Here is a 14,165-nt window from a genome sequence, read left to right as displayed (position 1 = left end):
CATGTATAAGGAAATAGGGAAAAGAGGATTAGATATTTTTATTGCCACAGGCTTGTTTCTCCTGTTCATGCCCATTTTTATCATCATTTGGCTGCTATTGACCATCTTTAGCGGAAGGGATGCATTTTATTTGCAAGAAAGACCCGGTTTGAATGGTGAGATTTTTAGAATCATAAAATTCAAAACTATGAAGGATGCATACGATGATCATGGACATCCTCTTTCTGACGCTTTGAGAATGACCAAATTGGGATATATCATCCGAAAGACCTCTTTTGATGAATTGCCACAATTGATAAATGTCTTAAGAGGTGAGATGAGTATGGTAGGGCCAAGACCTCTATTGGTAGATTACTTAGATCTTTATGATGAAGTACAATACACCAGGCATCATGTCAAACCTGGAATTACAGGTTGGGCTCAGATAAATGGAAGGAATGCTATTGGTTGGGAGAAGAAATTCGAGTTAGATGTCTGGTATGTTCAGAATTGTGATTTAAACTTAGATGTCAAAATCCTTATTTTAACTTTTTTTAATGTCGTTCAAGGTAAAGGTGTCTCTCAACAAGGACATGTAACTGTCGGGAGATTTATGGGGAAGCAAACAGTATAAATTTAATCTGATGTATATTATTGGAGCTTCAGGACATGCAAAATCCGTAATAGATTTGATGGAAGATAAATCTGTAATCAAAGCTATTTTTGATGATAATATACATTTAATTCGAGTTTTGGGTTTGCCTGTAACTACCCCAATTCCTCCAAATTTACCTCTTGATCAATCTTATATCATAGCTATAGGAAATAATAGAATACGCTTTAGTCTTGTAGATCAAAAATTACAATCAGCTAGGTTTACCAATATAATTCATCCTACTGCTATCATATCCAAAACAGTAAATTTAGGAGTTGGATTAGTCATTATGGAAGGTGCCATCATCAAAGTAGATACAAAGATTGGTAATCATGTGATTGTAAATACAGCAGCAATAATCGATCATGATTGCAAACTGGCTGATTATGTACACATTGCCCCAAGTGCTACACTATGTGGAGGCGTGGAGGTAGGAGAGGGGACGCTGGTAGGTGCCAAATCCATTATACTTCCAAATATAACTATTGGTAGGTGGTGTACCATTGCAGCAGGTAGTACTGTTCATAAAAACCTTTCAGATGGAAGTGTTTGGATTGGAAACGCGCTTAAGAAACAGGTATGATCTACTTTTAATCTAGGTTGATTTACTATTATTACCTTCCTTGCATTGGAGACAATGTAGAAAATAAGACTTTATTTTCTTTAATAAATCAAATTCGGAAAATTCAATAGTAATTATAAAAATCTCTTTATATTCATATCTTGTAAATCAAGTGTATCGAATGATTAATTAATTGATGGACTTTTTAAGAAATTTGAAGATCATGCCTAAGGGACTAATTGCTGGTATAGATATCGGTATTTTGTTCCTGTCAGCCTTTTTAGGCTATTTGATACGCCTCAATTTTGAGTTTTCATATTTTGACTTTAAAAACAACCTCGCAGGCATTTTAGTATTTGTTATCTCTGGTATGCTTGTGATGCTATGGACTAAATGTTATGATGGTATTGTACGCCTATCTGGTCTCAAAGATGTTGTAATTATCTTCAAGACCATTCTTTTTACGGTCATACTTGTAGAAGCTGTAAATTTAGGTAGGGTTCATTTTTTATTGAAGGAAAATATCATCCCTTCTTCTGTATTGATTATCACTGCTTTGATTGCCCTTGTTGGCTTAGTAATGTATAGGTTCTTAGTGAAGGAGTTGATAATTTTTGCCAAAACCCGTCCTTTGGGAAGAGAAAATAATTTCAAAATAGCCATGATATTCGGTGCTGGAGAGGCGGGAATCATCACGCATGAAGTAATCAAAAGAGATAGTAAATCTAACCTGATCATTTACGGGTTCCTCGATGATGACCCCAAGAAAGAAGGTAAGCAAATAGATGGGAAGGTAGTCCACAAGGGATTAGAAAACCTATCCGATCTGGTTGAAAAACATCAAATATCTGAAATTATCATTGCTGTCCAAAATCTACCTGTTCAGAGGAAAAGAGAAATTACAGATGAATGTCTTAGATTGAATCTACATGTATCCATAGTGCCCCCAGTCAATCAATGGGTAAATGGAGGGCTTGAAGCCCAGGCCATCCGAGATGTGAAAATTGAAGACCTTCTTGGAAGAGATCAGATTTCATTAGAAAAGTTAAAGGTGATGGATGAATTGCAAGGGAAGGTTGTTTTGGTGACTGGAGCAGCTGGAACTATAGGTAGTGAATTGAGCAGGCAAATAGCCCACTATGAACCCAAGTTGCTCATTCTCTTAGATCAAGCAGAATCTCCGCTATATGACTTAGATCAAGAGTTTAAGGACGAAGGACTGCTAACTCCTTACAAGGTTATTCTATCTGATATAAGAGATAGAAAGAAAATGAATGTGATCTTAAGAAAGTATCGGCCGCAAGTAATTTTTCATGCCGCAGCCTACAAGCATGTCCCAATGATGGAAAATTACCCAGAGGAATCTGTAAAATGTAATATTCTAGGAACTCAAATACTTGCAGATTTAGCGGTCTTGACCAAAGTTGAAAAATTTGTTTTGGTGAGCACAGATAAAGCAGTCAATCCTACTAATGTCATGGGAGCCACCAAGCGTGCAGCAGAAATTTATGTTCAGTCCCTGAATGCTTTTCTAGAACAAAACCATAAAAAAGAATATACCAAGTTTATTACTACTCGATTTGGAAATGTACTTGGATCTAGTGGTTCTGTAATTCCATTATTCAAAAATCAAATTTTAAAAGGTGGGCCAGTTACAGTGACACACCCCGATATAACGCGATATTTTATGACGATTCCAGAAGCTTGCCAACTTGTACTAGAAGCTGGAGCTATGGGCAATGGAGGAGAAATCTTTGTTTTTGATATGGGGCAGCCACTCAAAATCCTCGATCTAGCCAAAAAAATGATTCAACTAAGCGGCAAAAAAGTCGATGAGGAAATCAAAATAGTTTTCACGGGACTCAGAGAAGGAGAGAAGCTTTTCGAAGAATTATTAAATGACTCCGAAACAGTCAAAATTACTCACCACCCAAAAATTTTGATCGCCAAAGTCCATCCTAACAACTTCTCAAAAATTGAGGCACAGATAAGTATGTTTTATAAATTGGTAGAAAATAATTCAGAAAATGATATTGTTACTCATCTCAAATCTATTGTTCCTGAGTTTATCAGCAATTCATCTCGATTTGAGATTCTTGATAGGTTAAATTAATTTGTTCTTAACTCATATTTCTCCATGCACAAATACGTTAAAATCGGAATTTTTGTACTTGTTATCGTTCTTTCTACGGTAGTTTATTGGAGGTATTTTTTTGTTTTTAGTGAAGGTGTCAAAGCGGGTAATCTGAATTATTTCGAGAAAAAAGGATTTGTCTTCAAAACTTGGGAAGGAAGATTAGTACAAGAAGGTTTCCAAAGTCCTAGTGCAGGAGCCTTACAAAGCAATGAATTTAGATTTAGCGCACAGGGAGAGGAAGTTGCTCAAAAGCTGGAAAGGGCAAGCGGTCGTTTTGTTGAACTTCGATACAAGTAATATTTGAATCCAGTTCCTTGGAGAGGTGCTAGTAAATATGTAGTGATCGAAGTGCTCGATATAAAGGGCTCTTCTCAGGGAACATCTCAAACTCCTTTTGATTGAACCTTTTAATTTTAAACCACTATTTTTTAACACATGATTATCTGCTTTCCTACCAGAAGAACCTTAAAAGCGGAATAAACCTATAATTTCAAGCCAATATCAATGAATAACTTGGCTGCGGCGGATCCAATATCTACTAGTATTGCGTTGATCTGGGTTCTTATTTAAATTAGTTAGTGGTCTAATTGCGGATATGCATATTTCAATAATTCCTTAAGGCCAATAACTTTGATTTAAACCGTTCTACAGGAAGAAAATTCTTCTCTAAATTTGGTGCAAAAGGCACGGGAGTGTCTAAACTTCCTTCTCGCATCACTGGAGCATCGAGCATTTCAAAACAATGCTCCGATATCCATGCACAGATCTCCCCACCTATTCCTCCAGTCAAACAATCTTCCTGAAGGAATATCACTTTTCCAGTTTTTCTTACAGTCGATTTAACAGCCTCTTTGTCCCATGGCAACAATGTACGTAAATCCAAGACATCAGCATTGATGTTTAGTTCTGCAATAGCTGATTTGGCCCAATGAACTCCCATCCCATATGTGATTATAGAGAGGGTCTCACCTTCTGAGACCAATTTGGCTTTGCCTACTTCTATAGTATAATAATCATCAGGGACTTCTCCAGAAATAGACCTATATAGTGCCTTATGCTCAAAGTACATATAGGGATTAGGATCCTCCAACGCAGCGTTGAGTAAGCCTTTAGCATCATATGGATTAGATGGATAGACTATTTTTAGTCCCGGAGTATGAAAAAACCAAGCCTCATTTGATTGAGAATGAAAAGGCCCAGCCGCTACGCCTGCCCCAGTTGGCATACGGACGACTACATCCGCATTTTGACCCCACCGGTAATGAATCTTGGCTAGGTTATTCACGATCTGGTTGAATCCAATAGAAACAAAGTCTGCAAACTGCATCTCTACCATGGCCTTGTAACCCTTAATGGACAACCCCAAGCTAGCACCGATTATGGCACTTTCACAAAGTGGTGTATTACGAACGCGATCTGCCCCAAATCTAGCCTTGAACCCATCTGTGATTTTAAAGGCACCACCATATTCTCCAATATCCTGTCCCATTAATATCAAGTTGGGAAATTTCTCCATGGATTGACGAAGCCCATCTGAGATCGCGTCAATGAAGCGCTTATCTGTGTTTTTTTTCTGCAAGGGTGACTTGACCTTTTGTTCAAATGGATAGTACAAATCAGACAATTCTTCTTCTGTATTTGGAGAAATTGGTCCTTCCCCAAAGGCACTGTCAAGTGCATTGTTGATAGCAGCTTTGATCTCTTGATCTATTTGGTTTTTTTGCTCAGAATTTAATACACCGGTTTCTATAAGATACCTTTCATAGTTTTCAACTGGATCTTTGAGTGCCCAAGTTTCCATAAGCGCTTTAGGAACATACTTGGTGCCTGAGGCTTCTTCATGTCCTCTCATTCTAAAAGTAATGGCTTCTACCAGTATTGGCCTTGGGTTTTTTCTGATGTCAGCTGCCAGATTTTTGATGCAATCATACATTTCTAGTACATTATTGCCATCTACTCTCACTGTTTCCATGCCGTAACCAGGACCTTTTTCGGTGAAGTATTGAAAAGCAAACTGTTCCTCACTCGGTGTGCTGAGTCCATAGCCATTGTGCTCGACTACAAAGATGACAGGCAGTTTCCAGACAGCTGCTACATTAAGCCCTTCATGAAAATCTCCCTCTGAACTTGCCCCATCACCTGTGAAGACTAGGGTAACTTTCCGCTCTTTGGATAATTTATTGGCCAAGGCTATTCCGTCTGCTATTGCCAACTGAGGCCCTAAGTGCGAAATCATACCTACTATATGATGTTCTTTACTTCCAAAATGGAAAGAACGATCTCTACCTTTTGTGTATCCTGATTTTTTTCCTTGAAATTGTGCAAAAAGCCTTTCAAGTGGAATATTCCTACCAGTGAAAATACCCAAATTTCTGTGCATAGGTAAAATATATTCATCTTCATGCAATGCATTGACAGCACCTATCGAGATTGCCTCTTGACCCCATCCGCTAAACCATTTTGATATTTTCCCCTGACGTAAAAGGATGAGCATTTTTTCCTCAATCCTTCGAGGGACCAAAAGTGACCGATATAGTTTCAATAAAGTGTGATCATCATAATTTTTTCTCTCAAAAATCATGGATGTTGAAGCATTAATGTCTCTATTCATTGCGGGTTTATTTGATGATGCCAAAATAGAGTTTTCTATTTGAAAAATAATGATTGAAGAGCGGATTCCTTTCAATTAGGAATCTTTGAGTAAATTAGAGATATGGAAGAGCTTCTAATCAAAAACATGGTTTGCCCAAGATGCATTATGGCTGTTGAAAATCTACTTTTCGAAAAGGATATTCCCTTTGAAAAAGTTGTTTTGGGTAAAGCCATTCTGCTACAAGAGCTGAAACCAAAAGACTTAAAAGAATTGGAGGATGGACTTCTTAGAATGGGGTTTGAGATATTGCAAGATAGAGATGTAAAGAAAATAGAAAAGATCAAAACGAGTCTGGTAGAGTTGTTTCAAAATTCAGAAATCCCTTCAGGCTTCAATCTAAGCGATTATATCAAATCTAAACTCTATGAAGACTATAGCAAGCTCAGTCATTTATTTAGTAGCTTAGAGGGGGTTACGATAGAGCGATTTTTTATTTCATTGAAAATCAACAAAGTGAAAGAATGGCTGTTCTATGAAGAAATCAATCTAACTGAGATTTCCTACAAACTGGATTACAGCTCCGTTCAGCACCTTTCGTCGCAGTTTAAGAAGGTGACAGGAATGACTCCTTCTGCTTATAAAAAGATGATTAAAAGTAGCTCTGGTGGCTGGAAATAAAATGGCGGTACTTTTGTAGACTGTCTAGGATGAAAAAGCAAAAGCGTCGATTCACATCGACGCTTAAAAATAATGCAAGGAGTTGAAAAAATGTTCGTTTGCTGTACGAATTCAAAAGTAGTTAGATATTTTTCCTTAGAAGCAAATAAATTATTAAGGATGTTTTAATTAAAAGGCAAAAAAATCCTTAATAGTTAATATTTTCATAATCTTAGATTTTATCCTAAAAGGGCAATAGAAGATAAACCAATTTGGGTATTGATTTTGAGAAATCTTTCCTTTTGGAACTTTCCAGTCCTTGATTTTGCTTACCTTTGCGCCCAAAGAAAGTAGGAAATAAGTGAAAGCGAGAACATTAAAAAAAGATAAGGTCAATATCATCACCATGGGCTGTTCCAAGAACTTGGTTGATTCAGAAGTATTATTGACCCAACTCAAAGGAAATGGCATCAATGCCAGCCATGAATCCGATAGGGAGGATAATAACATCATCATCATCAATACCTGTGGGTTTATTGACAATGCAAAGCAAGAATCTATAGATACCATCCTCCAATATGTAGATGCCAAAGAACAAGGTTTGGTAGACAAAGTCTACGTGACAGGCTGCCTTTCTCAGCGCTACAAGGATGATTTGGAAAAAGAAATCCCTCAAGTAGATGCATTTTTTGGAACGAGAGATTTGCCTGCGATTTTGAAAAAATTCAAAGCAGATTATAAGCATGAATTGGTAGGGGAACGCTTGTTGACACATTCGTCTCATTATGCCTACATGAAGATTTCTGAAGGCTGCGACCGACCGTGCTCTTTCTGTGCGATTCCACTGATGCGTGGAGGTCATATTTCCCGCTCCATTGACGATCTAGTCAAAGAAGCTGAACATAAAGCTGCCAATGGGACGAAAGAACTTCTTTTGATAGCTCAGGATTCAACATATTATGGTTTGGATTTGTATAAAAAGAGGAGATTGGCCGATTTGATGCGTGCTTTGTCAGATGTGAATGGCATCGATTGGATTCGCTTGCATTATGCCTATCCTACGGGTTTCCCAATGGATGTTATAGATGTGATGAAGGAAAGACCGAATATTTGTAATTACCTCGATATTCCTTTGCAACATGGATCAACTTCTGTATTGAAAACCATGCGTCGTGGAACGACAAGGGAAAAGCAGGAAGAGTTGATTCACTCTATCAGAGATGTCATGCCTGACATTGCTATCCGAACTACTTTGATCGCTGGACATCCGGGTGAGGGAGAAGCTGAATTCCAGGAAATGGTTGATTTTGTGGAGAGAATGAAATTTGAGCGTTTGGGTGTTTTTACATATTCACACGAAGAAAATACACACGCTGGTACCATGGAAGATGTTATCCCTCAGGAAGAAAAGCAAGCTAGAGCCAATCACTTGATGGAGATTCAAGAGCAAATATCTTATGATCTCAATCAAGAGAAAGTTGGTAAAACTTTCAAAGTATTGGTTGATAAGAAAGAAGGGGGACATTTTGTAGGAAGGACGGAGTTTGACTCTGTAGAAGTGGACAATGAAGTGCTTATCGATGCTGCCAAGCATTATTGTAGGGTTGGAGATTTTGTACAAGTCAAAATCACAGAAGCTACGGAGTTTGACCTCTATGGAGATGTGGTAAGCTGAGTGTAAGTGTTCAGGTAGGATAGATTAAGAAATCATCACAATTAGATCATATTGTGGTGATTTTTTGCTTTATTGAAAATGGTAAATTGCCGAAAAAAAGTATGAAAAAAATCGTCTTAGTCTTTCTTTACCTTTTACCTATGGTAAGTTTTGCTCAGTTTAGTTATGATTTACAAGGACACAGGGGTGCGAGGGGCCTTATGCCTGAGAATACTATTCCCGCTATGATCAAAGCCCTTGACCTAGGTGTAACTACCCTGGAGCTAGATTTGGCTGTCACCAAGGATGGAGAAATCATTGTTTCGCATGAACCTTACATGCATTCAAGTATCAGTTTGACATCAGATGGTAAAGAGATCACAGAAGGGGATAGAAGTCATAATATATATCAAATGACTTACAATGAAGTAAAAGGCTATGACGTAGGAACCAAGTTTCATTCAGGTTTTCCAGAGCAAGTGAAGTTTCATGTAAGCAAGCCAAGGCTAGCCGATCTATTTGATGTAGTAGAAAAGTACGTCAAAGATCACAACTTGCCTATGCCCAATTATAACATTGAAATCAAAAGCTCGCCAGAAGGTGACGGGCAATACCACCCTAATATCGCAGAGTTTTCAGATATAGTGTATCAGTTAATATCCAGTAAGGTAGCTTGGGAAAGAGTGAATATCCAATCCTTCGATTTTAGGGTTTTGAAATATTACCACGACAAATATCCCAATGTAACGCTTGCTATGCTGATTACCGATCCTTCAAAATATGATTTGCAACTAGCAGATTTGGGTTTTCAACCCCAGATTTATTCTCCTTATTTTGTAGCGTTGAAAAAGGAGCATGTGGATGAATTGCATAAAAAAGGTATGAAAGTGATTCCTTGGACAGTAAATACCACAGAACAAATGCAATCGCTACTTGACATGGGAGTAGATGGGATCATCACGGACTATCCAAATTTAGCTCCGAAAGGAGGGAATTAATCCTTTGAACATAAGATTTATGATTCAGATGTTTGAATAGATTTAAAATTTGTCTTTGACTATTTATGGGGAGAGTGAATGCTCTCCCTTGTTTTGATTTTCGATTTGCTTCCAAGGTCAATCTTCGGACTTTCAGATTATATGCTTATTTTTGGCGATTCTTAACCAAATTAAAGCATGAGGATTATTGAAGTCAGCAGCCCTGCACATCAACAGGAATTTTTAGAAATGGCAGTTCGCTTGTATCAAAGAGAGCCCAATTGGATAAGGCCACTTGATAAGGATATTGAGGGGTTATTCCATTCAGAGACCAACAAGTTGTTTAAATTAGGTGCCAAGGCGAAAAGATGGTTGCTTCAAGATGAAAAAGGAAGCACAATTGGTAGAATAGCAGCCTTTGTCAATCCGAAGATGAAAGAAAAGCAACCTACGGGAGGCATAGGCTTTTTTGAGTGCGTGGAGCAGAGGGAAGCAGCTATTTTACTTTTTGATACTGCCAAGATCTGGCTTCAAGATCAAGGAATGGAGGCAATGGATGGGCCGATTAATTTTGGTGAAAGAGACAAATGGTGGGGTTTGCTAGTGGAGGGATTTTCTCCACCTAACTATAATATGCCTTGGAATTTTGCTTATTATAAAGATTTTTTCGAAGCTTATGGCTTTCAAGTTTACTTCAAGCAATTCACCTACATGCGCCCTGTTCAAGGTGTAGGGTTTGATCAGAAAATGATCGAAAGGGCGAATAAAGTTATTGATGATCCAGATTTTGAATTTAGGCATATGAAGGGCAGAGAGCTTTCCGAGAAAGCTCCTGAATATTTCATGACAGTTTATAATAAAGCATGGGCCAGACACATGGGTAAGAGTTTGACGCTCAAAGAGACTCAATTGATGTTTGGGAAAATGAAGCCCATTATGGATGGTCGCCTGATTTATTTTGGATTTCATAAAGGAGAACCAGTTTCATTTTTTATCAATATTCCTGAAATCAACCAAATATTCAAGTATGTCAATGGAAAATTAGATTGGATAGGGAAATTGAAATTTCTTTTCAATAAAATATTCAACCCTCCCAACAAGATGCTAGGTTTGGTGTTTGGAGTAGTGCCGGAGTTTCAAGGAAAAGGTGTGGAAAGCGCCATGATAATGGCTTACAATGAAAAATTTGCTAAGCATGATTCATTTCCTTACAAAACTATTGAGATGAATTGGATAGGTGATTTCAACCCCAAAATGATGCGCGTATGTGAGCAGCTCAATGCAGAAATATATAAAACCCATCATACCTATAGGTACTTATTTGACAGAGAAAAACCATTCGAAAGACATCCAATCTTTGAATAAATTGGAATTATCGTAAAGTTTTAGAATAGAAAAAACAACAATAATATAGCATGAAAAAGTACGATGTTACGGGTATTGGAAATGCCTTGGTAGATATTGAGTTCAAAGTGAAGGATCAGTTTTTCGTAGATAATCAAGTAGAGAAAGGCTTAATGACTTTAGTAGATGAAGAGCGTCAAAATTCCTTGATGAAAGTGATCAATACAGCGGAGGCCAAAAAGCAATGCGGAGGTTCTGCCGCCAATACAGTTATTGCAGTTAGTCAATTTGGCGGAAAATCATACCTCTCTTGCAAAGTAGCTAATGATGAATTAGGTAAATTTTTCGTGGCAGATATGAAAGAATCAGGTGTTGAAAATAACCTGAATCCTGAAAAACTGGAAGAAGGAATCACTGGAAAATGTCTGGTGATGGTCACAGAAGATGCGGAGCGTACGATGAATACTTTCTTGGGAATCACTCAAACATATTCTGTAGCGGATGTCAATGAAGCAGCTATAAAAGATTCAAAATATCTATACATCGAAGGCTACTTGGTGACTTCCGAAAATGGTAAAGCAGCTATGCGACACGCCAAGAAATTAGCGGAAGACAATGGAGTAAAAGTAGCTATGACTTTCTCTGATCCTGCTATGGTGAAGTATTTCAAAGATGCATTTGATGACGTGATCGGACATAGTGTAGACATGCTTTTTGCCAATGAAGAAGAAGCCATGCTTTATACTGGCAAGGATAATTTGAAAGAAGCGAGAGAAGAATTGAAGAAGGTAGCTAAGCATTTTGTGATCACGCAAGGTAAAAACGGAGCTATGATTTTTGATGGTGATACCTTTATTGATATCGAGCCTTATCAGACTACCGCAATTGATAGCAATGGGGCTGGTGACATGTTTGCAGGAGCTTTCATGTTTGGCATCACCAATGGACACTCTTACGCATCAAGTGGAAAGTTAGCTTCTATGGCGAGCTCAAAAATCGTAAGCCAATTTGGACCAAGGTTAAAATGGCATGAAGCCAAAGAGATTTTGGCTAGATTGAACCCATAAATTAAAATAGGCTGTCTCGTAAATAAGGACAGCCTATTTTTTTTTTGCAACAAGTTTGACTTTTTTTGCAAGCTAAAAGTCTTCATTTGAATTAGTAGACAGCTTTATTTATTTCTAAAAATCCATTTTCTCAGTTTCTATCAATTCTACCCATCTTTTCATTTTCTTTTGTATAACTTTCCAGTGGTGTCTCTCTTCTTCTGTAATTAACGAGAAAGCAGATCCAGCAGATCCTGCTCTTCCTGTGCGTCCGATTCTGTGGATATAATCTTTTGGAGATCTAGGCAATTCAAAATTCACAACTATTGGAAGCTCCTTGATGTCTATCCCTCTTCCTGCCAGATCTGTTGCAACCAAAACTCTTAATTTTCCTGCTTTGAACTGCTTCAATGCTTCCGTTCTACCCCCTTGGCTTTTGTCTCCATGAAAAGCCATTGCTTGAATACCATGTTTGATTAGTTTGGTTGTAAGGTTGTCAGCGACTCGCTTGGAAGATGTGAAGATCAAGACTTGTTCCCATTTATTGGTTTGAATTAAATGTCTGAGGAGTGGTCCTTTTTTCTCTGTGCTTACCAAGTAGGCTGTCTGTTCTATTAAGTCAGGGGTGATTTCCTCAGGTTTGATCTCGATTCTAACTGGGTTTTTGAGTAGTTTGTCAATTAAAGTAAGGACTGAATCCTCCATTGTGGCAGAGAAAAGAATATTTTGTCGTTTTGAGGGGAGTCTAGACAAGATTTCATCCACTTCTTCTTTGAACCCAAGATTCAAGACTTTATCAGCTTCATCTAGTACGAGAGTTTCTAACTGAGCTAGAGAAATTGCATTTTTAGAAAGCAAATCCAAAAGTCTCCCAGGAGTGGCTACTAAAATGTCTGTGCCATTCAATTTCATCATCTGAGGATTGATAGAGACTCCTCCATATACTGCGATACTTTTTGCTTTTCTCTGAATTGATGTATTGAAAGTTTGGATGACTTCGAAAACCTGAGCAGCCAGTTCTCTTGTAGGCACAAGTATTAATATAGGAATTGACCTACTTTTATTGATTGACTTACCTTGTAAAGATTCAAGTATGGGTAATACATAGGCGGCTGTTTTTCCAGAGCCCGTTTGTGCAATTCCTAAGACATCATTTTTTTGAAGTATTGCTGGGATAGCTTCTAACTGGACAGGATAAGGATGTGAGTAGGCTAGTTTCTGGATAGCGCTAACAAGATCGGCTGACAAGCCAAGTTCTGAAAATGTCATTGAAGTTTATTTTTAGCAAAGTTAAGGTTTAATTTCTGTCCAGACTTCTTTCTTTTATGATGTTGGGAAATTGATTAGATTGTATTTGTTGGCAAATTGTTTTAGTAAAAGTTTACTGATAATTTTTCTTAACTTTTGGGTTCATTAATCAAATATAAGAATGGGTAACTTGTCTAAGAGCTTTTCATTAGTTCTACTAATTTGTTTTTGTGTCTCTTGTGCTAATGAAAAGGTGGGAGTATCGGAGATGAAAGAGATGGTTCCAGATAACTCTCTGACAGATGAAGAAAGGGGAGAAGGATGGATGTTACTTTTCAATGGTATTGAAACAGAAGTATGGAGAGCTTATCTGGGTGATAGTTTCCCGGATAATTGGATAGTGGAAAATGGTGCTCTCAAATGCTTAGGCGGTGATGTGGATTTGATTTTTTATCCTGTTGAATTTGCGGAGTTTGAAATTTCATTTACATGGAAAATTCAAAGTGGAGGAAATAGCGGGCTATTGTATCATATAGTCGAGAGGGAGGATTTACCAGCGACTTATTATTCGGGACCTGAGTATCAGATTGTCGATCAATTAGGTTTCGATACTGAATTGGAACCCCTGCAATCACTTGCAGGTGATTATGGAATGTATGCTCCTATTTTGGAAGAGGGGGTTAAAAAGGCAGGGGAATGGAATGAATCGAGAATCGTTTATAAGAATTCTAATGTGAGTTATTGGCTTAATGGAAAACGAACAGTGGAGTTTATACCGGACTCCCAAGACTGGTTGGAGAGGAGGGATAGTGGCAAATGGAAAGACTTTCCTCAATATGCAAAAACGAAAAAAGGCTATATAGGATTGCAAGCACATGGAGATCCCGTTTGGTATAAAAACATCAAGATCAGAATGCTTTGAAAAGATGTCTCAATTTTTCTCATTGATTTTCAGTGTAGTAATAAAAATGTTTAAAAAACTTTGGATTGAGTTCTTGTAAAGTGGGAAATAAGTTGCACTTTTGCAATCCCAAACGGGGGTAAAGTAATAGGGACGGGATAAATGTTGCAAGGTGTTTTAAAATATTTTAAACTTTTTCGGTTTAAAAAGATTGCCTGATCAAATAACTTTCTTACCTTTGCAATCCTGTTCAACGAAACGGGTTAAAAATACAGAGTCGAGAGACTACATTTTGGATTGATAAGAAGTCCAAAAAAGTTCATTGAAGTGATGTAAGACGAAACGATTGAGGGCTATTTTAGGATAGTTTTCAAGTTAAGAATAAATAAGAGCCGATAGGAATAATCTACGA

At 37.7% G+C, this 14,165-nt stretch carries 11 protein-coding genes and 1 pseudogene; 10 read left to right on the top strand and 2 right to left on the bottom strand.

The genetic code is table 11. From position 1 onward, the window contains the following. Position 1 precedes the first annotated feature (1 nt). From CHB66_RS16045 to CHB66_RS16030, 4 genes and pseudogenes are all read left to right on the top strand, one after another. Positions 2-613, top strand: coding sequence for a sugar transferase (locus tag CHB66_RS16045; RefSeq protein WP_089242431.1), 612 nt, complete (start codon positions 2-4; stop codon positions 611-613). 10 nt (positions 614-623) lie between these two features. Further along, positions 624-1,217 carry an acetyltransferase gene (locus tag CHB66_RS16040; RefSeq protein WP_089242430.1) on the top strand — a complete coding sequence of 198 codons (594 nt, stop codon included), beginning with the start codon at positions 624-626 and terminating at the stop codon, positions 1,215-1,217. A gap of 202 nt (positions 1,218-1,419) precedes the next feature. Next, positions 1,420-3,309 carry a polysaccharide biosynthesis protein gene (locus tag CHB66_RS16035; protein ID WP_317045605.1) on the top strand — a complete coding sequence of 630 codons (1,890 nt, stop codon included), beginning with the start codon at positions 1,420-1,422 and terminating at the stop codon, positions 3,307-3,309. A 24-nt stretch (positions 3,310-3,333) separates the two neighbouring features. Then, a pseudogene (locus CHB66_RS16030) lies at positions 3,334-3,735 on the top strand (hypothetical protein). A 202-nt stretch (positions 3,736-3,937) separates the two neighbouring features. On the opposite strand, the gene CHB66_RS16025 reads toward CHB66_RS16030, so the two are convergent. Beyond that, positions 3,938-5,944 (bottom strand): alpha-ketoacid dehydrogenase subunit alpha/beta, encoded by a 2,007-nt coding sequence (locus CHB66_RS16025; RefSeq protein ID WP_089242428.1) that lies wholly within the window; start codon positions 5,942-5,944, stop codon positions 3,938-3,940. Positions 5,945-6,046: 102 nt separating this feature from the next. Between CHB66_RS16025 and CHB66_RS16020 the strand changes: the two genes are divergently transcribed. The 5 genes from CHB66_RS16020 (at position 6,047) to CHB66_RS16000 (ending at position 11,625) form a co-directional block, all read left to right on the top strand. Continuing rightward, positions 6,047-6,604, top strand: a complete 558-nt coding sequence (locus CHB66_RS16020) for a helix-turn-helix domain-containing protein (protein ID WP_089242427.1) — start codon at positions 6,047-6,049, stop codon at positions 6,602-6,604. Positions 6,605-6,944: 340 nt separating this feature from the next. Further along, on the top strand, positions 6,945-8,258 hold the full coding sequence (gene rimO / locus CHB66_RS16015) for a 30S ribosomal protein S12 methylthiotransferase RimO (protein WP_089242426.1): 1,314 nt from the start codon (positions 6,945-6,947) through the stop codon (positions 8,256-8,258). A gap of 101 nt (positions 8,259-8,359) precedes the next feature. After that, the gene (locus CHB66_RS16010) at positions 8,360-9,235 is read left to right on the top strand and encodes a glycerophosphodiester phosphodiesterase family protein (RefSeq protein ID WP_089242425.1); all 876 of its coding nucleotides are present in this window, start codon (positions 8,360-8,362) and stop codon (positions 9,233-9,235) included. Positions 9,236-9,412: 177 nt separating this feature from the next. Then, positions 9,413-10,579 carry a hypothetical protein gene (locus tag CHB66_RS16005; RefSeq protein ID WP_089242424.1) on the top strand — a complete coding sequence of 389 codons (1,167 nt, stop codon included), beginning with the start codon at positions 9,413-9,415 and terminating at the stop codon, positions 10,577-10,579. A gap of 50 nt (positions 10,580-10,629) precedes the next feature. Beyond that, complete coding sequence (locus CHB66_RS16000; RefSeq protein ID WP_089242423.1) at positions 10,630-11,625, top strand: adenosine kinase; 996 nt, start codon at positions 10,630-10,632, stop codon at positions 11,623-11,625. 114 nt (positions 11,626-11,739) lie between these two features. Here the strand turns inward: CHB66_RS16000 and CHB66_RS15995 are convergent, their stop codons facing one another. Further along, positions 11,740-12,873 (bottom strand): DEAD/DEAH box helicase, encoded by a 1,134-nt coding sequence (locus CHB66_RS15995; protein ID WP_089242422.1) that lies wholly within the window; start codon positions 12,871-12,873, stop codon positions 11,740-11,742. 232 nt (positions 12,874-13,105) lie between these two features. Between CHB66_RS15995 and CHB66_RS15990 the strand changes: the two genes are divergently transcribed. Continuing rightward, positions 13,106-13,774, top strand: coding sequence for a 3-keto-disaccharide hydrolase (locus tag CHB66_RS15990; RefSeq protein WP_245812770.1), 669 nt, complete (start codon positions 13,106-13,108; stop codon positions 13,772-13,774). The last annotated feature ends 391 nt before the right edge of the window (positions 13,775-14,165 follow it).

The organism is Belliella buryatensis (genome assembly GCF_900188245.1).
GTDB lineage: Bacteria > Bacteroidota > Bacteroidia > Cytophagales > Cyclobacteriaceae > Belliella > Belliella buryatensis.
The sequence above is the reverse complement of the archived record's forward strand: the minus strand, read 5'-3'. Positions and strand labels throughout refer to the sequence as shown.